This is a genomic window from Leucobacter massiliensis (assembly GCF_002982315.1).
Classification (GTDB): Bacteria; Actinomycetota; Actinomycetes; order Actinomycetales; family Microbacteriaceae; genus Leucobacter; species Leucobacter massiliensis.
Map to the genome: position 1 here is coordinate 111,703 of NZ_MWZD01000018.1, position 20,967 is coordinate 132,669.

The window sequence follows — 20,967 nt, forward strand, 5'->3', positions numbered from 1 at the left end:
CGGCGGTAGGCTGGGCTCATGAGCAATCCGAGAGCCGGCAAGGTCGCAGAGCGCATCCAGCAGATCATCGCGCGCAGGCTGGAGAAGGGGCTGCGGGATCCGCGCCTCGGCTTCGTCACGATCACCGATGTGCGCGTCACCGGGGATCTGCAGCACGCGAGCGTGTTCTACACGGTCTACGGCGACGAGCAGGAGCAGGCGGATTCCGGCGCGGCGCTGCGGGCTGCCACGGGGCTGCTCCGCAGCGAGGTGGGCAAGCAGCTCGGGACGCGCCTGACCCCCACGCTGGAGTTCATCCACGACGAGCTCCCGGAGAGCGCCCAGCACCTCACCGAGCTGCTGGACGAGGCGAAGCGGCGTGACGAGGAGGCGGCGGCGCTCGCGGCGAACGCCCAGTACGCGGGTGAGGCCGATCCGTATGTGAAGCCGCGTGAGCTCGATGCGGAGGCCGACGCGGAGATCGATGCGGACGGCCTCGACGAGGCGGAGCTGCGCGAGGACGAGACCCGGGACTAGGGCGCGCCGCAGCGCGCGGGGTTCAGCAACACGCGAGAGCCTGCTCAGGGCAGGCGGGCCGCGCCCTCGACCTCGACGACGAGGCCGTCTGCGATCAGCGAGTCGTAGGCGCGCCGGGCTTGTCCGGGGTCGCGCTCGCCGCCCGTTGCCCCGGCTTCGAGCGCATCCGCCACCGGGACGGGTCCGCGTGCGGCGCGCAGCAGCGCCATGATGCGTCCGCGCACCTGCCGGTCGCTCCCGGCGAAGGATGCCTGGCGGGGCCGCTTCGCGGGGGCGTTGTCGGGGTAGCCGGCGCCCCGCCACTCGCACCACTCGCGGATGGGGCACTCGGCGCAGGCGGGTGCGCGCGCCGTGCACACGGTCGCCCCCAGCTCCATGGCGGCCGCGTTGAAGACGGCGGACTCGGCCCGGCCGGCGGGCAGGAGGGCTTCCATGTCTGCGAGGTCTGCGGGGGAGGGCATGCCGGCGGCCGCGCGTCCGTGGACGGCGCGGGCGATCACGCGCCGCGTGTTCGTGTCCACGACGGGGTGCCGCTCGCCGAAGGCGAAGACGGCGACGGCGCGGGCCGTGTAGGGGCCGATGCCGGTGAGTGCGAGCAGTTCGTCCACCTCCGAGGGCACGCGGTCCCCGTGCTGCTCGGCGATCTCCACGGCGGCCCGGTGCAGCCACAGCGCCCGGCGCGGGTAGCCGAGGCGGTCCCAGGCGCGCACGGCTTCACCGGGCTCCTCGGCGGCGAGCGCGGAGGCGGCCGGCCAGCGCTCGATCCACGCCGTCCAGCGCGGCAGGACGCGGTCGACCTGCGTCTGCTGGAGCATGAACTCGGAGACGAGCACCGCCCACGGGGTGACCGTCGGAGAGCGCCAGGGGAGGTCCCGCGCCGCGTGTCCGTACCACTCGATGAGCGCTTGCGCGACGGCCCCCTTCTGCTGCACGCTCCCAGTCTAGGATCTCGCGCGGGACACTAGGCTGGTGGGGTGAGAGACGAGGCCCCGATCCCGCTTCCCGCTCAGGGAGCGATCCTGCTCGTGGACAAGGCCGAGGGGTGGACGAGTCACGACGTCGTCGCCAAGGCGCGCCGCGCGCTCGGCACCCGCAAGGTCGGGCACGCCGGCACGCTCGATCCGATGGCGACGGGGCTGCTCGTGCTGGGCGCCGGGGCGGCGACGCGGCTGCTCACGCACCTCGTGGGGCTCGACAAGCGCTACACGGCGACGATCCGGCTCGGCGCGGCCACCGTCACCGACGACCGCGAGGGCGAGACGCTGCGCACGGCGGCGCCGTCGGACGTCGCCGCGCTCGCGGAGGCGCCGGATCGGATCGCGGCGGCCGTCGCCGCGCTGACCGGGGACATCGAGCAGGCGCCGAGCGCGGTGAGCGCGATCAAGGTCGACGGGCGGCGCGCCTATGAGCGGGTGCGCGCGGGGGAGCAGGTGGAGCTGCGGAGGCGGCCGGTGACGGTGCATGCCTTCGAACTCGGTGCTCCGCGGCCCGCGACGACGGACGACGGTGCCGCGGTGTTCGACGTGGACGCGACGGTGCGCTGCTCGTCCGGAACCTACGTGCGGGCGCTCGCGCGCGATCTGGGTGAGGCCCTCGGCGTCGGCGGGCATCTGACGGCGTTGCGCCGCACCAGCGTCGGTCCCTTCGACGTCACCGAGGCGACTCCCACGCCGTCGCTCGCGGAGGGGCGCGTGGAGCGGCTGCTCGAACCCGCGGAGGTGGCGAGGGCGCTCTTCCCCGAGCTGCGCCTGAGCGGGGAGCAGGCGGTGGATCTCGGGCACGGGAAGCGGCTGGAGCTGGAGGGGCATGCGGATGCACGGCTGCTCGCCGCGGTCTCGCCGGAGGGGCGTCTCGTGGGCCTCGTCGAGGTGCGAGGGGGTCGCTCGCGGGTGGTCACGAACTTCCCGACGCCGGATGCGGATCGGGGGGCCGGCTCGTGATCGCGTGGTTCGGCGTCGCCCTGATCGGTGTCGCGCTGCTCTCGGCCGTGCTCTGTCTCGTCGCGGCGATGCGGCGGCGGACGCCCGACGACTTCACGATGGGTGCGACGGTGCTGGTCGCGCTGATGCTCCTCGCGCAGGTGGTGATCTCGATCGTGCAGCCGCTCGCCGGCAATCCGGCGCGGGGGGATCCGCTGGAGTTCTGGATGTACCTGATCGTGGCGCTGCTGCTGCCGCTCGGGGCGGGTTTCTGGGCGCTCATCGACCGCAGCAGGTGGGCGAATCTGGTGCTCGCGGTGGTGCACCTGTCGGTCGCCGTCATGACGTACCGGATGTTCGTGATCTGGGGCTAGTGCCCCCGCCGCGCGGATTTCGCCGTCGCCTGGGCGCCGCGTGGCGCAGGGGCGGCGTTCGGTGTGCGAGCGGCTTCTCGGGGCGGGGACGCGGGGTCGGATCGCCACAATCGCGACACGCCTGCGTGTCTCTACCCTCAAGCGCTTCTTGAGGGTTTATGCTTTCCGGCTTGACTTGAGCGAATCACAACGATGTAATTATGTGAGTATTCGGGCGCACGTCCGATCTTCGGGAACCAGGCGGAAGGAGCGATCGGTGAGCGATTCGCAGCACACTCCGCAGCAGGGCCAGCGGAACAGCCCGGTTCCCGGCAACTGGTTCGTGGACCCGGTCTTCCTCGGCGTTCCCGGGGTGCGGCAAGATGACGAGTCTATCGCGTGGCAGGCCGATGCCCTCTGCGCGCAGACCGATCCCGAGGCGTTCTTCCCGGAGAAGGGCGGATCGACCCGCGACGCCAAGCGCATCTGCGAGAGCTGCGAGGTGCGCTCGGAGTGCCTCGACTACGCGCTCGAGAACGACGAGCGATTCGGCATCTGGGGCGGGCTCTCGGAGCGCGAGCGCCGCAAGCTGCGCCGCGAGGCGATCTGAATCCGCCGCGCCCAGCATGGCTCCAGCCCCCGCCCCGCCCGCGCACCTAGACTGAGCGCGATATGCGCACGAGAGTAACCGCCATCCTGGTCGCCCAACGGGGCGGCGAGTGGCTGGACAGCACCATTGCCGGGATCGCCGCGCAGACCTTCCAGCCCGCGAGCATCGTCGCCGTCAACAACGGCGGCGATGAGGGCGTGGGCCGGCAGCTGCTCGACAGCGGCGCAGCCGCCCGGGTGGTCGGGATTCCCGCCCGCGTCTCCTTCGGCCAGGCGGTCGCGCGCGGTGTCGAAGCCGCCGAGGCTGCGGGCGCGCACGCTCCGGGCATGGAGCCGGGAGCCCCCGATGCGAGAGCCGAGGCGGCCGGCGTGCGGGGAGCCGGCGACGACGGCGCCGAGGAGTGGCTGTGGCTGCTCAGCGAGGACTCCTGCCCCGAGCCCGAGGCGCTCGAGCGCATCGTGAGCAGCGTGCAGCGCGCCCCCTCGGTCGCCGTGGCGGGGCCCAAGCTCGTCGACTGGGACCATCCGGAGCGGATCATCGAGCTCGGACAGAGCCTCACCCGATACGGCTCCCGCTGGACGCTGCGCCGTCAGGAGCTCGACCAGCAGCAGTACGACCATCTGCAGGACGTGCTCGGCGTCGGTCCCGTGGGCATGCTCGTGCGACGCGATGTCTGGGAACGGCTCGGCGGTTTCGACCCAGCGCTGCCCGTCTACGATGACGGTCTCGACTTCTGCGTGCGCGCCCGCCTCGCCGGGTACCGGGTCGAGGTCTCGCCTCAGTCGCGCGTGCGCTTCGCCCAGAGCGGCGTCGCCGGGCCGCGGATCGATCGGCGCCGCGCCGTGCTCCGTGCCGCCCACCGGCAGGCGCGCACCTCGCAGCTGCATCGGCGCATCGCGTACGCGCCGCCCGGGGTGGCGTTCCTCGAGTGGCTCGGCCTCCCCGTCTACGGGGTGCTGCGCGTGCTCTGGGCGCTGATCCGCGAGCAGCCCGGGAACATGCTCGGTGAGCTCGCGGCAGCCTTCACCGTCTTCTTCCGGCCGCACGCGATCCTCGCCTCGCGCAGGCGGATCCGGCAGCAGTCGACGGCGGGATGGGCGGCCATCCGCAAGCTCCGCATCGATCCGAAGTCGGTCCGCACCGCTCGCATGATCGATCGCGAGGCGATCCTCGCATCGACCGGACAGCAGCGGAGGGAACTGCACTTCGTCTCCTCGGGCGGCCTCGCCGTGCTCGTGGCGGCGGCCGTCGCGGCGCTCGCGCTCAGCTGGTGGGCGCTGCCGCAGACCAGCCTCTTCGGGGGCGGACTCGCGCCGCTCAACTCCATCGACCGCCTGTGGTGGAACACCCGCACCCTCGATGGCGTCCCGGCCGACCCCTTCACCTGGGTGCTGGCGCTTCTGGGCACCGTCACCTTCTGGAACCCGTCCCACGCCCTCGTGCTCCTGATGGTCGCGGCCATCCCGCTCACTGCCCTGGGCGCCTGGATCTGGGCCGCGCAGCTCACCGAGTCCCGCGCCGCACGCGCGCTCCTCGGCCTCGGCTTCGCGCTGAGCCCGGTGCTGCTCGGCTCGCTGCAGGGCGGCCACCTCCCCACGCTCGTGCTCACGGTCGTGCTGCCCTGGCTGCTGCTCGCCGCGACGCGCTGCCGCGAGTCCTGGAGCTGGGCGGGCACGGCCTCGCTGCTCGCCGCCGTCGCCCTCGCCGCGGCCCCGATCCTCATCCCCGCCGCCCTCGTCCTCCTGGTCGCCGGGCTGTTCACGACGCTGCGCGGCATCGCGCGCGTCCTCACCACGGCGCTCGTGCCGCTCGCGCTGTTCGCCCCGAAGCTCGTCACGAGCCTCGTCGACGGCCGCCCGCTCGACCTGATCCTGGATCCCGGCATCGTGACGCCCTTCGAAGCGGGCACGACCCGGCACCTGCTGCTCGGCTTCCCCGAGTTCGGCCTCGACGGCTGGGCCGGCATCCTCGACGCGATCGGCCTGGGGGCGCCCCCGGCGACCCTGCTCGTGGGGGTGCTGCTGCTCCCGCTCGCGCTCCTCGCGCTGCTCGGCCTCTTCACCGGGCGGGTGGCGGTCACCCTCTTCAACGCGCTCCTCGGCGGGCTCGGGATGCTGACGGCGATCGCCGCCGGGCAGCTGCACCTCACCACCGCCGGCGCGGTCAGCGTGCCGCTGTGGACGGGCTCCGGCCTGGCCCTCTACTGGATCGCCGTGCTGGGGCTCGCCGCCGTCGGCGCCGACACGCTGCGCCGTGCGGCCGGTCCCGTCGTCGCGCTCGCACTCGCGGGGAGCCTGCTCGCCGTGGCGCCGGTGGGCGCGCAGCTGCTGCTCGGACAGGTTCCCTTCCAGCCCAGCAGCGCCCAGATGCCGGCCCTCGTGCAGGCGGCGGGCGAAAGCGATCCCGGCGTCCGCACCCTGGTCATCACCCCGGAAGCCCCGCGCAGCGTGCGGGCCGAGCTCGTGGAGGGCGCCGGCGTGCGTCTCGACGCGGTGCGCACGACACTCCGCTCCGCGGAGACCGGCGCCGCCGACGCTCGCATCGCGGAGCTCGTCGGCGGGCTCGCCAGCGTGGGCGGCGACGAGCTGCGCGGGGAGCTGCGCGATGAGCGGATCGGCTTCGTGCTGCTGCGGGAAGGGGGCGACGACGCCGAGCGGGCCGAGCTGCAGCGGGTCTTCGACCAGCACGATGCGCTGGCGGGGGCGGGGCTCACCCGCCAGGGACTGCTGTGGCGGGTCACCGAGCCGGAGACCGAGCGCGCCGTGCCGGGCGACGCCGCGACGGAGCTCGGCGGCACCTCGTTCAGCGGGCACACGATCTGGACGTTCCAGCTGCTCGTCGTGCTCGGCGTGCTGCTGCTCGCCCTCCCCACGGGCGAGGTCACCTGGCGTCCGGAGAAACGCAGGCGCCCGAAGCGGAAGGCGGTGCAGGCATGAGCCAGGGATCCCGTCTGCTCAGGGGCGGCGCCCGGGCCGTCGCCGGAGCGGTGGTCGTGGGCGTGTGCGCGACAGCCGTGGTGCTGCTCGGCGGCGCGTCGCTGCCCGAGGTCGTCCGCGAACCCGCCGCGATCACGGTCGACACCACGCAGGACTCCTCGCGCACGCTGGTGTGCGCGGGCTCCTTCGCGGAGCTGGGCGCCGATCCTGCGCGTCCGAGCGTCGCGATCCCGCGCGGCGAGCCCTCGGTCGTGGTCTCGGGCGCCGCCGCCGCGGCTGCGCTGACCCGGCCCGAGGGGAATGAGGGGGCTCCCGCGACGTTCACGGCGCCGCTCTCCGAGCCGCTCGCGGCCGCGCAGCTCCAGAGCGTCGAGACCGAGAACCTCCGCGGCCTTGCCGCGAGCGCCTGCGCCGAGCCGCTCAACGAGCAGTGGCTGCTCGGCGGAGGGACCTCGGCGGGGATCTCGACGACGCTGAGTCTCGCCAACCCGGGCAAGGTGCCGGCCACCGTGCGGATCGAGGTGTTCGACGAGAACGGTCCGGTGGACTCCGTGCAATCGGCCGGGGTGCTCGTCGCGCCCGGAAGCCAGCAGACGGTGTCGCTGAGCGGTTATGCGCCGGATCGCGAGCGGGTGGCGGTGCGGGTCGTGAGCACGGGCGCGCCGGTGACGGCGGGGCTGGGAATCGGCCAGGTCGAGGGGATCTCGCCCTTCGCGGTCTCCTCGGTGACCCGGCAGGGCCGGCCTCAGGAGCAGCTCGTCCTCCCGGGCATCGCGAACGTCAGCGACCACGACTCCCTGCACGCGAGCGATGCCGGCGAGGGCGACGAGTTCCCCGTGATCGTCCGCGTCTTCGCGCCGGACGGCGGGAGCGGCACGGCGCGGCTGCGCGCGCTCGGCGACGGGGGCAGCGTCGAGCTGGGCACGGTCGACTTCGCGGGGGACGCGGTCGCCGAGCTGCGGATCGTGAGCTGGCCGGAGGGGGCGCACGCCCTCGCCGTGGAGGCCGACGTCCCCGTCCTCGCGGCGGCGCTGGGCTCGTCGACGGTCGATGAGCGGCACGACTACGAGTGGGTGACTCCCGCCCCGCCGATCGCGGCGGATCAGGCGGTCGCGGCGCCGGTCGTGGCGGGGGGGCGCCCCGTGATCGCGAACGCCGGGGGGGGAGAGGCTCGGGGGCGCGTGGCGCGCGCCGACGGTTCGGGGGATCCCGCCACGGTGCGGGTGCCTGCCGGCGGCAGCGTGCTGGTCCGTTCGCCGGCGACGGCCGTGCTCACGAGCAGCGAACCCGTCTCCGCCGGGGTCCGGGTGCTCGGCAAGGGGGCGATCGCCGCGTACCCGGTGCTCGCGCCGGACGCGCGCGAGGGAGAACTGACGGTCTACACGCGGTAGCCGCTCCAGGCTGCTCGCTAGACTGGGCCTCATGTTCGGACGCGACCGCAGGACCCGCCGTCCGTCCCGCGTCCGTCACCGCCACGGCCGGCGGCCGCCGCGTTCCTCGCTCACCGGGCCGGAGCTGCCCGATCCCGGTGCGCGTCACCTCCGCTTCGAGGCCGATGCGCGCGCCGCGGTGGAGCTGCTGCAGTCGTATCTCCCGGATGAGCTGCGCGGTGTGCGCTTCGGCTTCCAGACCGCCCCGAGCGGGCAGCACGAGAGCCGTTTTCCGCTGCTCTACTCGGTGGATCGGCGGGCGCGGACCATCATGCTCTACCGGGTTCCCATCCAGCGCGCCCGCGGGCTGCACGTCGACGACGACGAGCATCGGCGGTACTTCGTCGAGCACTGCGTGTACCAGGCCGTGTGCGAGTACCTGGGGCGCGAACCCTGGGAGCTGCTCCCGGGGCGCTTCGACCACTACTAGCCGCGGGCGCGGACGGCGCACGGCGTCGCCGACTCGTGCGCGGGAGGTAGAGCCCTTCCGGGGCTGAGCGGTCATAATGGGATCCATGAGCGCGCGCATCTTGGTGGTTGACGACGACAGGGCCCTTGCCGAGATGCTCGGCATGGTGCTGCAGGGCGAGGGCTTCCGGACGGAGAGCGCGGCCGACGGTGCGGAGGCGCTCGAGAGGTTCCGCGAGTCGCGGCCCGATCTGGTGCTGCTCGACGTCATGCTGCCGGGTCTCGACGGGATCGAGGTGTGCGAGGCGATCCGTGCCGAGTCCGGCGTGCCGATCATCATGCTCACCGCTCGCACCGACACCCGCGACGTGGTGCGCGGGCTCGAAGCGGGCGCCGACGACTACGTGGTGAAGCCGTTCACCCCGGCCGAGCTCGTCGCGCGGATCCGCGCCCGGCTGCGCGAGCCGCAGCAGGACGCCGCGGAGACGTTGCGCATCGGCGATCTCACCATCGACGTCTCCGCGCACGAGGTGCGCCGCGGCTCGCAGCCGATCCCGCTCACGCCCCTGGAGTTCGACCTGCTCGCGATCCTGGCGCGCAAGCCGCAGCAGGTGTTCACCCGCGAGGTGCTGCTCGAGAAGGTGTGGGGGTACCAGTACAAGGCGGACACGCGGCTGGTCAACGTTCACGTGCAGCGACTGCGCGCGAAGATCGAGCAGGATCCCGACCGTCCGACGATCGTCACGACGGTGCGGGGCGTGGGGTACCGCGCCGGCGCGCCCGTCGACTAGGCGGTGGCGAGGGTGCGCGGCCGCTCCCGCAGCTCCGCGGTGCTGCGGCGGCTGCGGCTGCGGTGGATCCGGCTGACGCAGCCGGTGCTGGGGCCGTTCCGGGCGCGCTGGCGGCGCTCGCTGATGGTGCGCACCATGACGATCACGGGTCTCGTGACCGGTTTCGTGGTGCTCGTCTCCGGCGTGTTCATCATCACGAGCGTCGGCGGTGACCTGTACTCCTCGCGTCGCGATCAGGCGCTGCAGGATTCCGCGCGCGCCACCCTGGCGGCGCAGCGCTGGATCGACGCCTCGGACGCCTCGGACAGCGGGGGGCTGTCGACGCTGACCGGCTCGGTGCGCAATGCCGTCCGCGACACCTCCGCGAGTCAGATGGTGTACCTGCGGCGGCAGCCGGGTCAGGCGGCGTTCCCCGCGGCGCCGCCGCCCTCCTCGACCAATCCGATGCTCCCGCCGGCCGTCAGCACCGAGCTGTCGCGTGCCATCGCCGACGGGACGCAGCACTGGCAGCCGGTCACCTTCGTCGCGGACGACGGGACCCCCTCGCCAGGGATCGTCGTCGGCTCGACCCTGGCGTTCCCGGCGGGGGCCGGCACCTACGAGCTGTTCATCGGCTACAACCTCGCCGACACGCAAGACACCCTGAGTTTCGTGCAGCGCACCCTGCTCATCGCCGGCGCCGCGATGATGGCGTTCATCGGCGTGCTCGTCTGGATCATGACCCGCATCGTCTTCCGTCCCATCCGGGCGGCGGCGGACACGAGCCGGCGGCTCGCCTCGGGCGAGAGCGACGCCCGCATGCCGCGCCAGAACGACGAGCACTTCGACGTGCTCTCCGACGGCTTCAACGAGATGGCGGAGACGCTGCAGGCCCGCATCCGCGAGCTCGACCAGCTGTCCGAGATGCAGCAGCGCTTCGTCTCGGACGTCTCCCACGAGCTGCGCACGCCGCTCACGACGATCCGGCTCGCGAGCGAGGTGCTGCAGGGTTCCGCGGGCGAGCGGGAGCCGGGGCAGCAGCGCGCGGTCGAGGTGTTGGGCGCGCAGGTGCAGCGCTTCGAGTCGCTGCTCGAGGACCTGCTGGAGATCTCCCGCTACGACGCCGGACGGGTGACGCTGCACACGGAGGCCACGAACCTGGTGAGCCTCGCCCGCGAAGTGGTCGACGGCCTGCAGCCGCTCTCGAAGGGGGTGATCGAGGTGCGCGCCCTCGGAGGCTACAGCCCGGTCGACGTCGACGCGCGCCGCATCCGGCGGATCGTGTCGAATCTGGTGGGCAATGCGATCGAGCACGGGGAGGGCGGTCCGATCGTCGTCTCGATCGACTCTTCGGCGTCCGCGGTCGCGATCACGGTGCGCGACTGGGGCATCGGCATGAGCGAGAGCGACGCCGAGCACGTGTTCGACCGGTTCTGGCGGGCGGATCCCTCGCGCAAGCGCACGCTCGGCGGCACGGGACTGGGGCTCGCGATCGCGCGCGAGGACGCGGCCGTGCACGGCGGCATCCTCGATGTCTGGTCGCGGCTCGGAGAGGGCTCGAACTTCAGGCTCACGCTGCCGCGCAGGGACAGCGTGACCGACTTCATGTCGCCGCTGCCGCTCGTTCCCGAGGACGTGGCTGAGGGCGACGACACGCGCAGCACCGGCGGGTGGCTGCACCGGCCGTGGCGCCGGGTCCGGAAGGAGGGACGCTGATGATGCGTGCGTCACGCTGCGGTGCAGCGGTGCGTGCGGCGCGGGCGGTGCGGTGGGGGGCCCTCGCGGCGCTGCTCGCGCTCGCCGGCTGCGCCACGATCCCGAGCAGCGGGCCGGTCGCGGCCGGCCTGAGCGATCTGACGCAGGCCGAGCAGCAGGTCCAGTACACCCCGCCTGGGCCGGTCGCCGGCGCCACTCAGGAGGACCTCGTGCAGGGGTTCCTGTACGCGGCGACCTCTCCGAGCGATGACTACTCGGTCGCGCGGGAGTTCCTGACGGCCGAGTACGCCGCGCAGTGGGATCCGTCCTTCGGCGTGCTCGTCTTCGAGGGCGGCCGCCCGTTCCGCAGCGACGGCGACACGGCCGGGGTGCTGTCGCTCTCCGCGGTGGCGAAGGTCGACGCGCAGGGGTCGATGCTCCCGGTGCAGCCGGGCGCGAGCACCGAGATGCGCTTCGAGTTCGAGCGGGTGGGGGAGGAGTGGAGGATCTCCTCGGCGCCGGCCGGGGTGATCCTCGACAGCTCCACCTTCACGGAGATCTGGTCCTCGCACCAGTTGTACTTCGTGGGGCCGGGGAACGTGCTGGTGCCCGAGACCCGGTGGTACCCGAACCGTCCCTCGCTCGCGACGGAGCTCGTGGCGGCGCTGCTCGAGGGGCCGGGCGAGCCGCTCGCGCAGGTGGTGACGAGCGGATTCCCCGCGGGGACGGAGCTCGTGGGGAACTCGGTGCAGGTGGACGAGGGGACCGCCCGGATCGACCTGAGCGGGGCGATGCTCGAGGCGGGGCCGCTCGCCACGGGCAGTGCGCGGGCACAGCTGAGGGCGACGCTCCAGTCGGTGCGCGGCGTGTCGGGTGTGGAGCTGTTCGTCGACGGCGCGCCCCTGCGGGAAACCCCGGAGGGTGAGGGCGGAGCGCCCCGTCAGGTCGGCCAGCTCTCCGACCCCGTCGTCTTGATCGGCGAGGAGTTCGGTCCCATCGTCTCGGGCGAGTTGCGCCCGCTCGACGGTTTCGGTGCGACGGTCGCCGGCTTCGACCCGCTCGCCATCACCCTCTCCCCGGGCGGGCAGTCCGCTGCGATGCTGGATCCCGACGGGGTGACGCTGCTCGAGGACGACCGGGCACTGCCCGTCGACGACCGGCCGGAGCTGCTTCCGCCCTCCTTCGACCTGCTCGGCTACGTGTGGACGGTCTCGGCCGCGGAGCCCGCGGTGCTGCGCGTGACCGGATCCTCCGACGGCGGAGCGGCCGAGATCCCGGCGCCCTGGCTGTCGGGCCGGGAGGTCGCGGCGGTGCGGGTCTCGCCGGACGGCGCGCGGATCGCCGCGCTCGTCGCCGGTGACGGGGGGAGCCAGGTGCTCGTGGCGGGGGTGATCCGGGACGAGAACGGCGTGCCGGTGGGGACGACGCAGGAGGCTGAGGTGCAGCTGTGGGCTGCCGGGGCCCCGGTGGATCTCGACTGGATGGGGCAGCTGCGCTTCGCGACGCTCACGCGGGAGGGCGGGGCCAGCAAGGTCACCTTCGCGGGGCCCGGGCAGTTCGCGAGCCCGCAGGGCTCGGTGCCGCAGGGGGTCGAGCTGAGCGGCGGGGGCGGGCGCACGCAGCTGCGCGTGCTGAGCGCCGACGGCGGGCTCTTCGCGCCGCAGAGCGGCGGCTGGCAGAGCACCGAGGACGACGTCGCCCTGCTCGCGAAGCGCGGATGAGGCGACGCCGCGCCGGCGGAGCGCGTCGCCCACATCCGGCAGTTCCGGGCGGTGCCGCGTCATTCCTCCACAGATCGGGCCCGGGCCCGGCTCCGCGGCGCCATGTCGTCGGACCATGGGAGCATGTCTTCATTGTCGCTGCTCCGTGAGTTCGGCCAGGATCTCCTCGCGCTCCTCTGGCCCACCGCCTGCGTGTGCTGCGGCGCGCCTGACCGGGACTGCTGCCTGCCCTGCCTCGTCGAGCTGCGCCGTCCGGGCGATCCGGTGCGCCCGGAGCTCGGGATCCCTTGTTTCGTCCGCGGGCCCTACTCCGGGGCGCTGCGGTCGATGCTCCTCGCCTTCAAGCACGGCGGGCGGGCGGGGTTCGCCCGCCATCTCGGGCCGGAGCTCAGGAAGCCGCTGCTCGCGGCGCTCGGGTGCTGCTCGGGCCCCGCGCCCCCGGTGATCGTCGCGGCGCCCTCGCGCCGGGCGCGCACGCGCCGCCTCGGTTACGCGCACGTGGAGGTGCTGCTGGATCGTGCCGTCCGCGGGCGGGGGCGCAGCCCGGGCCGGCCCGGGTCCGCCGCCCCTTCCGGCGAGCCGAGGGTGGCGGCGCTGCGGGTGCGCGCGCTTCGCGTGACCCGGGGCCGCCGCAGCCAGCAGGGGCTCGACGCGGCCGGCCGCGCCGAGAACGCCGGCCGGGTCGCCGTGCGGGCTTCCCGGCGCGCGGTGCTGCGCGGGCGGGAGGTGATCCTCGTGGACGACGTGATCACCACCGGGGCGACGGCGCTCGCAGCGCGCGACGCGCTCGCCGCGGCGGGCGCCAGGGTGGTCGCGGTGGTGGCTCTGTGCGCCGTCGAGCGCGACGACACGCGCGGGCCCCTGACTGAGAATCCACCGGTGGAATCGCGCTCGCCGGGTGGAGTAGAGTTCCCGAAAGGCGTGACGGTGCGCCACACTGGCTCGCCCGCCTGAGTCCCCTGGGAGGTCACTATGGACGTGAACATCCGCGGCAAGAACGTCGGGATCACCGATCGTTTCGAGAGCTACGTCGAGGCCAAGACCGAGAAGGTTGCGGGTCTGCTTCCCCGGGCTCAGGCCTTCGAGGTGACCGTCTCCCGGCAGAGCGATCGAAGTCCGCAGCACGGCGACCTCGTGGAGATCACGCTCATCGGCCCCGGCCCCGTGATCCGGGCCGAGTCGGCGGGGGGAGACAAGTACTCCGCCTTCGACATGGCGTACGGGCGGGTGCTGGAGCGCATCCGCCGCATGAAGGACCGGAGGAAGGATCGCCGCGGCAAGGGCCGCATCTCGCTCGCGGATGCCGCCTCCCACGACTTCGAGATGGTCGATGTGACCCCGGCGCCGCTCGAGGTGCTCGAGTCGGTCGCGACGGGCAGCGTGCCCGTCGTCGGGGAAGATGCGGGGAAGGACGAGTACACCCCGGTCGTCATTCGCACCAAGGAGTTCCCCGCCGAGCGGCTCTGCGTGGAGGACGCCGTCGACCGGATGGAGCTCGTCGGGCACGACTTCTTCCTCTTCGTCGAGTCCGAGAGCGGCCGGCCGAGCGTCGTGTACCGCCGCCGCGGCTGGAACTACGGCGTGATCTCGCTCTCCGAGGAGGAGCCCGTGGAGGAGTAACGGGTCCCGTCCGGTGCTGGCATCGGCCCCGTCGCGCGAGGCGGCGGGGCCGATCCCCGTTTCGGGGGCTGCGTTCAGCTGGAGCCGCTCCACGCGGCGGGCACGAGCACCCACACGGCCTCCGCCCCGCTCGCGCCGGCCCGCCAGCTGTGCGGCGTGCGACCGGGGAAGGTGAGGGTGTCGCCCGCGTCCAGCCGCATCCAGCGGTCGGGAAAGGCGAGCTCGAGCGATCCGGAGACGAGATGCAGGGATTCGACCGCGCAGTTCACGGTGTAGAGCTCTTCTCCGCCGCTCGCCCCGGGTGCGAGCGAGGAGCGGATCAGCTGCACCCGGTCCTCTGAGCGCGGGGTGACCAGCCGCTCGTCGGCGCCGGTGCCGCCCATGTTGATGCGGGGGGCCTCGGTGAGTGCGACGCGCTGGATGTCCGGCTCGGCGAAGAGCTCTCCGAGCGGCAGGGAGAGCGCCTGGCAGATCTGCACGAGCGTGGGGACGCTCGGCATCGTCTCGTCGCGCTCGATCCGGCTGAGGAAGCCGCGCGTGAGGCCGGTGGCCTGGGCGAGCTGCGCGAGCGTGATCCCCTGGGCGAGCCGCGAGGAGCGCAGCTGGGCGCCGATCCGCACGGGGGTGGGTGCCGCGCTGGGATGGACGGGTCGCACTGGCTCGCCTCTCTCCGCGGAACCGCGGTGCTCGCAGACGTCGAGGGCCGTTGACCGTGGCCCGCGATCCAGCCTATAGTGTGACACGAGTTCACTGTCAGAGCTCAGATGTTTTCTATTAGACAACTCCGGAAGGACGGATCGTGACCGCACCGAGCCCGCAGGGACCCGTCGACGCGAGCCTCACCCCGAGGTACGCCGGCATCGCCACCTTCGCCAAGCTGCCCCGCATCGAGGAGGTCCCCGCCGCGGACATCGCGGTCGTCGGCGTGCCCTTCGACAGCGGCGTGAGCTTCCGTCCGGGCGCCCGATTCGGCCCCGCCCACGTGCGCGAGGCCTCGCGCCTGCTGCGCCCCTACAACCCCGCTCAGGACGCCTCGCCGTTCGCGCTCAAGCAGGTCGTGGACGCGGGCGACATCTCCGCGAACCCCTTCAGCCTCGACGAGGCGGTGCGCGCCGTCGAGGAGGCGGCGACCGAGCTCGGAGAGCGCGTCGACAAGATCGTCACGATCGGCGGGGACCACACGATCGCGCTTCCGCTGCTGCGTGCGATCAACAAGAAGCACGGCCCCGTCGCGGTCCTCCACTTCGACGCCCACCTCGACACCTGGGACACTTACTTCGGTGCCCCGACGACCCACGGCACGCCGTTCCGGCGCGCCTCAGAGGAGGGGCTCATCGACATGACCGCCTCCATGCACGGCGGCATCCGCGGACCGCTCTACGGCAAGGGCGACCTCGAGGACGACGCGCGTCTCGGCTTCCAGATCGTCACCACCGAGTTCGTCGAAGAGCACGGCGTGCCCGCGACCCTGGAGCGCATCCGCCGGCGCGTGGGCGACAAGCCCCTCTACATCTCGATCGACATCGACGTGCTCGATCCCGCGCACGCGCCCGGCACCGGGACTCCCGAGGCCGGCGGTCTCACGAGCCGCGAGCTCCTCCGCATCCTGCGGGGCCTCGCCGATCTGAACATCGTCGGGGCCGACGTGGTGGAGGTCGCCCCGGCCTACGACCACGCGCAGATCACTGCCGTCGCCGCGAGCCACGTGGTCTACGAGCTCATCACCGCGATGGCCGCGCGCGGCTGACCCCCGATGCCTGTGCCGGGGCTCCCGTTCCCGCCGAGCCCCGGCACAGGCGCCCCCACCGCGAAGCGGTGCCTTCCCCCCGAATCCAAAGGAGTGTTCACATGCACACACCCACCGAGTCCGCGGTGCTCGACGCGGCGGACGCCATCGTCGCCGCATTCGCGGCGACCGACACCGACGCCTATTTCGCGGGCTTCGCCCCCGACGCCAGCTTCATCTTCCATCCCGAGGCCGCGCGCCTCGACTCGCGCGCAGCCTACGAATCGCTCTGGGCGGGCTGGCTCGCATCCGGCTGGCGGGTGACCTCGTGCGCGTCGAGCGACCGCCTGGTGCAGACCTTCCCCGGCGGCGCCGTGTTCAGCCACACCGTCGCCACGAGCGTGAAGACCCCCGAGGGCGCCGATTCCTACGTCGAACGCGAGACCATCGTGTTCCGCGCAACGGAGTCCGGTGCGCTCGAAGCCATCCACGAGCATCTCTCCACGGTGCCGGGCGAGGAGCAGGACGCATGAGCACTCCGGCCACGATGGCCGTCAACCTGGACGGGCAGGACGACTCGGCCGGGCCCGTCCGCGGCACCCAGGGGCTGCTGCGCATCGCCATGATCTGGCTCGCCGCGAATCTCGTGGTCACCACGCTGCTCACGGGGACGCTCTTCACTCCGGGGGTCTCCTTCGGCACCGCGACCGCGATGATCGTGATCGGCACGCTCATCGGCGTGCTCGTCCTCGTGCTCATCGGCAACATGGGCACCCGGACGGGGCTGCCCACGATGGCCCTGACGCGCGGCTCCTTCGGAATCCGGGGCAGCCTGCTGCCGGCCGCCGCGAACGTGGTCGTGCTCATGGGATGGAGCTGGGTGCAGGCGATGCTCGCCGGCGTCACCGTGAACTACCTGGTGCAGCAGGCCACCGGCTTCTCCAACCCGATCCTCTTCTCCGTCCTGTGCCAGGCCGTGGTCGTCGTGCTGGCGATCTTCGGCCACACCGGCATCTCCCGGGTCGAGCCCTGGCTCGCGCTGGCGATCATCGTGGTGATGGGCTTCGTCTTCGCCGCGGCCTTCGGCGCCTTCGCGCCGGCGGACTTCGCTGCGATCCCGGTCGACCCGGAGCTGGGCGGCACGCCCTTCATCACGCTCGACATGGTCATAGCCACGGCGATCTCCTGGACGGTGCTCTCCGCCGATATGAACCGGCACGCGAAGAGCAGCACCGCCGGCATCGTCGGCTCCGGCATCGGATACACGCTCTCGACGACCATCGCGATGTTCCTGGGCCTCGTCGCCTTCAGCACCGTGCTGCTGCGCGGCGGGGAAGCGATCCCCTTCGACCCGGCCGTGATCGTCGCGGAGTTCGGCTGGCCGCTCGGCATCGCGATCTTCCTCTCGGTGATGGCGACCAACACGATGGTGGTGTTCGGGATGGTGACCTCGGTGGTGAATGCACAGTCGCGCTGGCACCTGAAGTTCCTGCCGACGGCGCTCGTGCTCGGGGCGATCTCGATCGCGGGATCGACCTTCCTCGGGCTGCTCAATCAGTTCACCGACTTCCTCTTCGTCATCAGCGCCTTCTTCGTGCCGGTGTTCGCGATCATGATCGCCGACTACTACCTGCTGAAGCGACGCGGTTACTCGCGGCAGATCCTCCACGAGCGGCCGGAGAGCCGCTACTGGTACCGCGCGGGCGTGAACTGGGTCGCCGTGGCGGTCTGGGTGGTTGGAGCAGTGCTCTCCTACGTGCTCGCCTACGTGGCGCCGAGTCCCGTGGGGGCGAACATCCCGGCCTTCGCGATCAGCTTCCTGCTGTACCTCGGGGCGATGACCCTCCTCGGCCGCGGCGGGCGGCTCGGCCTGCGTGACCCCCGTGACGCCGAGCCCGCGGGTCACCTGCTGGACGGCGCGGATGAGACGTCCGCGCTGCGTCTCGGCGGCTGAGACCTCCGCCGCTTCGGCGCGCACGCGATGCCCCCGGCGCGGGGTCCTGCTCAGGCACGGACTCCGCCCCGGGGGCATTGCGCGTCTCCGGGGCGGAGTCCGTGCCTGAGCAGGACNCAGATGTGGAAGCGCCGCAAGGTGTGGAGCTGACTGGTACTAATAAGCCGATGACTTGACTTCAACCCGCCCCCAGTTTTGTGGGGTGGACATGAGCAGTAACGTAACGATGTATCGCGTCCACTTTGTGGTTCCCAACAGACGGTCCACACCCCGCACCCCCGCACAGGGGTGGGTGTGCACACATGTTGATAGAGTTACGGCGGCCATAGCGTCAGGGAAACGCCCGGTCACATTCCGAACCCGGAAGCTAAGACTGACAGCGCCGATGGTACTGCGAGGGGGACCTCGTGGGAGAGTAGGACACCGCCGGACACCTTTCCAGAGGGTCGTACAGTGAATGCCAGTGCTGGCGCTCACTGTGCGGCCCTCTTCTCATTTGTAGACTTTCCATATCTCAACAGCGCGCCTCGGGAGGACCCATGAACGATCGCAGCCAGCCGGACGGTGCCGCGGATCGCGAACCCCGGAAGCGCGACGACGCCGGGCGCGGCCTCCCGGGGCGCGATGACCGTCGACCGCAGCGCGCGGCGCGTGAGGGCGCGGACGGCGGCAGGCGCCGGGAGCGCGGTGACCGCGAGCCTCGTCAGGGCCGCGGCGATGCCGGCCGCGACCACCGCGGCGACCACCGCGGCGGGTATCGCGGGCGCGACGAGCGGGGCGCCTCCGGCGGACGCGACACGCGGTCGCGTGGCGGAGACCGCGGGCGCGACGACCGCGGGTACGCCCGTGAGCGCGATGAGCGCGGCGGGTACCGTGGGCGGGACGACCGCGGACGCGATGAGCGCGGCGGGTACCGTGGGCGCGACGACCGCGGACGTGACGATCGGGGCGGGTACCGTGGGCGGGACGACCGCGGACGCGATGAGCGCGGCGGGTACCGTGGGCGGGACGACCGCGGTTCGGGACGCGGCGAGGATCGCCGTCCCCGTTCCGCTGACGATCGAGGGCGGCGCCCGCGCCGCGACGACGACCGCGGGCCGCGCGGACCGCGCCGCGACGACGACCGCGGGCAGGGCCAGGGATACGGCCGGGGTGGCACGCGCGGGGGCGGCCGGAGCGACCGCGGGGGCCGCGGCCGCGAGTTCACCGAGGCCGAGCGGCTGCAGCACGAGCTGCGACCGGTGCGTTCCGAGCATCAGGATCCCGTGATCCCCGAGGAGGTTCAGGCGAAGGATCTGCACCCCGCCGCGCGGAACGAGCTCAAGACGCTGCAGCCGGATGTGCAGGATCGGGTCGCACGGCACCTCGCGATGGTGGCGATGCTGATCGATGACGACGTCGCGCTCGCGCACCAGCACGCGCTCTCGGCGAGCCGCCGAGCCGGGCGCATCCCCGTGACGCGTGAGACGCTCGCGATCACCGCCTATCGTCAGGGGGACTTCGCCCTGGCGCTGCGCGAGCTGCGCACCCACCGTCGTCTCAGCGGCTCCGACGGTCACGTCGCCCTGATGGTCGACTGCGAGCGGGGCCTCGGCCGGCCCGAGAAGGGAATCGAGACCGGGCTGGAGGTGGATCGTGCCGCGCTCGACACCGAGCAGCGCGTCCACCTCGCAATCGCCATGTCGGGCGCCCGGCTCGACCTGGGGCAGACCCAGCAGGCCCTCTTCGAGCTGGAGATCCCCGAGCTCAACCCGAAGAAGGCCTACTCGTGGAGCCCCGAGCTCTTCGGCGCCTACGCCGCGGTGCTCGAAGACCTCGGGCGCGAGAGCGAGGCCGCGAAGTGGGAGCAGCACGCACGGCGTGCCGCCGCCGCGCTGCAGGAGCATCTCGGAGCGCTCGACGAGCTGGAGGTCTTCGAGGTGCTGGAGTCCGCGGAGACCGCTGACAGCGCGGAGGCCGGCCCGGACGAGGCGGAGACGGCCGAGCACGCCGATCCCGAGGGTGCAGCACCGGAGGCCGCTCCCGCCGAGGCCGCTCCCGCCGAGGCGACGAGCGCCGAGAAGCCCGTGGAGGCCGCCGAGGCTGCTCCCGCCGAGGCTGAGGCGCCCCGCGGCTTCGCCCAGGAGATCGAGGCGGAGGTGGACGAGCTGCTCGCCGAGGCGGGGATCGTCGAGGACGGGGAGGGCCGTCCGGGAAGAGAGGACGTCTAGTGGGGATCTTCGGCAGGCGGAGCGGTGAGATGCAGGCGCCGCCGATCGCGGAGCGCGAGCTGCTCCTCGCGGATCTCGACGGCGTGGTGTACCGGGGCCCGCACGCGATCCCCGGCGCCGTCGCGGAGCTGAACCGTGCGGGGGAGCGCATGCCGCTCGCCTACATCACGAACAATGCCTCGCGCACGGACGCCTCCGTGGCCGCGCATCTCTCCGAGCTCGGTCTGCGCGCCTCGGCGAGCGACGTGGTGACGTCCCCGCAGGCGGCGGTCGCGCTGCTCGCGGACACGGTTCCGCCCGGTTCGCTCGTGCTGGTGGTCGGGGGCGACGGGCTCGTCGACGAGCTGGAGAAGGCCGGCTTCGCGGTGACGCGGAGCGCCGAGGACGAGCCGGCCGCGGTGGTGCAGGGCTTCGCCCCCCACGTCGGGTGGGAGCACCTCGCCGAGGCCGCGTTCGCGCTCGCCGAGCGGCCCGGCCGGCCACCGCTGCCGTGGATCGCCACCAACACGGACTGGACGATCCCCGTCGCGCGCGGCCTCGCTCCCGGCAACGGCACCCTCGTCTCGGCCGTGCACACCGCGGTGCAGCGCCTGCCCGTCTTCGCGGGCAAACCGGAGACGCCGATCTTCGAGGCCGCGTTCGCGCGCTTCGGGACCCGCAACGCACTGATGATCGGGGACCGGCTCGACACCGACATCAAGGGGGCGCGCGCGGCGGGGATCCCGTCGCTGCACGTGCTCACCGGCGTCGACCGTCCCAAGCAGCTGGTCGCGGCGTCACAGGACATGCGGCCCGACTACGTGGTCGCCTCGCTCGCCGAGCTGCACGAGCCGTATCCCGCGACGGAGCGCCTGCGCGACGGCTCGGTGCGGGTCGGCTCGGCGCGGGTGCGCATGGACGGCCACGTGGCGTCCGTCGTCTCCGAGGGCGACTCGCCGCTGAATCTGCTGCGCGCGGGCTGCGCAGCCATCTGGGATTCGGGTCTCGCCATCTACGGGCTGCGGGTCCCCGAGATCCTCTACGAGGATCACTGGGCGTCCTGATCGCGCGGCGGCGCGATGTCGGCGGCGCGATGTCGGTGGCGGACACTAGGCTGAAC

Annotated in this window: 20 protein-coding genes and 1 rRNA gene; 18 read left to right on the plus strand and 3 right to left on the minus strand. The window is 72.7% G+C overall.

Features of this window, described 5'->3' with window-relative positions; genetic code table 11:
- The first annotated feature begins 18 nt into the window (after nt 1-18).
- Entirely contained in the window at nt 19-516 is a 498-nt protein-coding gene (gene rbfA / locus B4915_RS11320; RefSeq protein WP_105805925.1) for a 30S ribosome-binding factor RbfA, read from the plus strand.
- 44 nt (nt 517-560) lie between these two features.
- On the opposite strand, the gene B4915_RS11325 is transcribed toward rbfA, so the two are convergent.
- Nucleotides 561-1,448, minus strand: a complete 888-nt coding sequence (locus B4915_RS11325) for an HhH-GPD family protein (protein ID WP_105805926.1) — start codon at nt 1,446-1,448, stop codon at nt 561-563.
- Between the two features lie 42 nt (nt 1,449-1,490).
- On the opposite strand from B4915_RS11325, the gene truB reads away from it, so the two are divergent.
- The 11 genes from truB to hpf all read left to right on the plus strand — a co-directional run bounded on the left by truB (nt 1,491) and on the right by hpf (nt 13,978).
- Nucleotides 1,491-2,456, plus strand: coding sequence for a tRNA pseudouridine(55) synthase TruB (truB, locus tag B4915_RS11330; protein ID WP_105805927.1), 966 nt, complete (start codon nt 1,491-1,493; stop codon nt 2,454-2,456).
- Nucleotides 2,453-2,809 (plus strand): hypothetical protein, encoded by a 357-nt coding sequence (locus B4915_RS11335; protein ID WP_105805928.1) that lies wholly within the window; start codon nt 2,453-2,455, stop codon nt 2,807-2,809. The genes truB and B4915_RS11335 overlap by 4 nt, the downstream gene beginning before the upstream one ends.
- A 256-nt stretch (nt 2,810-3,065) precedes the next feature.
- Nucleotides 3,066-3,398: a WhiB family transcriptional regulator gene (locus tag B4915_RS11340; protein ID WP_105805929.1), complete on the plus strand. Its 333-nt coding sequence runs from the start codon at nt 3,066-3,068 to the stop codon at nt 3,396-3,398.
- 62 nt (nt 3,399-3,460) lie between these two features.
- Nucleotides 3,461-6,334 carry a glycosyltransferase family 2 protein gene (locus B4915_RS11345; RefSeq protein WP_105805930.1) on the plus strand — a complete coding sequence of 958 codons (2,874 nt, stop codon included), beginning with the start codon at nt 3,461-3,463 and terminating at the stop codon, nt 6,332-6,334.
- Nucleotides 6,331-7,725: a DUF5719 family protein gene (locus tag B4915_RS11350; RefSeq protein WP_105805931.1), complete on the plus strand. Its 1,395-nt coding sequence runs from the start codon at nt 6,331-6,333 to the stop codon at nt 7,723-7,725. Before B4915_RS11345 ends, B4915_RS11350 begins: the two co-directional genes overlap by 4 nt.
- A 31-nt stretch (nt 7,726-7,756) precedes the next feature.
- Nucleotides 7,757-8,194 (plus strand): metallopeptidase family protein, encoded by a 438-nt coding sequence (locus B4915_RS11355; RefSeq protein ID WP_181158561.1) that lies wholly within the window; start codon nt 7,757-7,759, stop codon nt 8,192-8,194.
- Between the two features lie 85 nt (nt 8,195-8,279).
- The gene (gene mtrA, locus B4915_RS11360) at nt 8,280-8,963 is read left to right on the plus strand and encodes an MtrAB system response regulator MtrA (RefSeq protein ID WP_105805932.1); all 684 of its coding nucleotides are present in this window, start codon (nt 8,280-8,282) and stop codon (nt 8,961-8,963) included.
- A gap of 3 nt (nt 8,964-8,966) precedes the next feature.
- Nucleotides 8,967-10,658 (plus strand): MtrAB system histidine kinase MtrB, encoded by a 1,692-nt coding sequence (gene mtrB / locus B4915_RS11365; RefSeq protein WP_245907467.1) that lies wholly within the window; start codon nt 8,967-8,969, stop codon nt 10,656-10,658.
- Nucleotides 10,658-12,358, plus strand: a complete 1,701-nt coding sequence (locus B4915_RS11370) for an LpqB family beta-propeller domain-containing protein (protein WP_245907468.1) — start codon at nt 10,658-10,660, stop codon at nt 12,356-12,358. The genes mtrB and B4915_RS11370 overlap by 1 nt, the downstream gene beginning before the upstream one ends.
- 123 nt (nt 12,359-12,481) lie before the next feature.
- Nucleotides 12,482-13,312 carry a ComF family protein gene (locus B4915_RS11375; protein WP_181158563.1) on the plus strand — a complete coding sequence of 277 codons (831 nt, stop codon included), beginning with the start codon at nt 12,482-12,484 and terminating at the stop codon, nt 13,310-13,312.
- Between the two features lie 18 nt (nt 13,313-13,330).
- Nucleotides 13,331-13,978, plus strand: a complete 648-nt coding sequence (gene hpf, locus B4915_RS11380; protein WP_105805935.1) for a ribosome hibernation-promoting factor, HPF/YfiA family — start codon at nt 13,331-13,333, stop codon at nt 13,976-13,978.
- A gap of 74 nt (nt 13,979-14,052) precedes the next feature.
- On the opposite strand, the gene B4915_RS11385 is transcribed toward hpf, so the two are convergent.
- Nucleotides 14,053-14,634, minus strand: a complete 582-nt coding sequence (locus B4915_RS11385) for a helix-turn-helix domain-containing protein (RefSeq protein ID WP_105805936.1) — start codon at nt 14,632-14,634, stop codon at nt 14,053-14,055.
- Between the two features lie 143 nt (nt 14,635-14,777).
- On the opposite strand from B4915_RS11385, the gene speB reads away from it, so the two are divergent.
- The 4 genes from speB to rrf all read left to right on the plus strand — a co-directional run bounded on the left by speB (nt 14,778) and on the right by rrf (nt 18,090).
- Nucleotides 14,778-15,725, plus strand: a complete 948-nt coding sequence (speB, locus tag B4915_RS11390; RefSeq protein WP_105805937.1) for an agmatinase — start codon at nt 14,778-14,780, stop codon at nt 15,723-15,725.
- Between the two features lie 101 nt (nt 15,726-15,826).
- Complete coding sequence (locus tag B4915_RS11395; RefSeq protein ID WP_105805938.1) at nt 15,827-16,237, plus strand: nuclear transport factor 2 family protein; 411 nt, start codon at nt 15,827-15,829, stop codon at nt 16,235-16,237.
- On the plus strand, nt 16,234-17,658 hold the full coding sequence (locus B4915_RS11400) for a purine-cytosine permease family protein (protein WP_105805939.1): 1,425 nt from the start codon (nt 16,234-16,236) through the stop codon (nt 17,656-17,658). The genes B4915_RS11395 and B4915_RS11400 overlap by 4 nt, the downstream gene beginning before the upstream one ends.
- Nucleotides 17,659-17,973: 315 nt before the next feature.
- Nucleotides 17,974-18,090, plus strand: a 5S ribosomal RNA gene (gene rrf / locus B4915_RS11405).
- A 41-nt stretch (nt 18,091-18,131) separates the two neighbouring features.
- On the opposite strand, the gene B4915_RS11410 is transcribed toward rrf, so the two are convergent.
- Nucleotides 18,132-18,914 (minus strand): hypothetical protein, encoded by a 783-nt coding sequence (locus tag B4915_RS11410; protein ID WP_146120091.1) that lies wholly within the window; start codon nt 18,912-18,914, stop codon nt 18,132-18,134.
- On the opposite strand from B4915_RS11410, the gene B4915_RS11415 reads away from it, so the two are divergent.
- Both B4915_RS11415 and B4915_RS11420 read left to right on the plus strand, forming a co-directional pair.
- Nucleotides 18,900-19,868, plus strand: a complete 969-nt coding sequence (locus B4915_RS11415) for a hypothetical protein (RefSeq protein ID WP_245907469.1) — start codon at nt 18,900-18,902, stop codon at nt 19,866-19,868. The two genes, B4915_RS11410 and B4915_RS11415, sit on opposite strands and share 15 nt — an antisense overlap.
- Nucleotides 19,869-19,897: 29 nt before the next feature.
- Nucleotides 19,898-20,911, plus strand: coding sequence for an HAD-IIA family hydrolase (locus tag B4915_RS11420; RefSeq protein WP_105805973.1), 1,014 nt, complete (start codon nt 19,898-19,900; stop codon nt 20,909-20,911).
- The last annotated feature ends 56 nt before the right edge of the window (nt 20,912-20,967 follow it).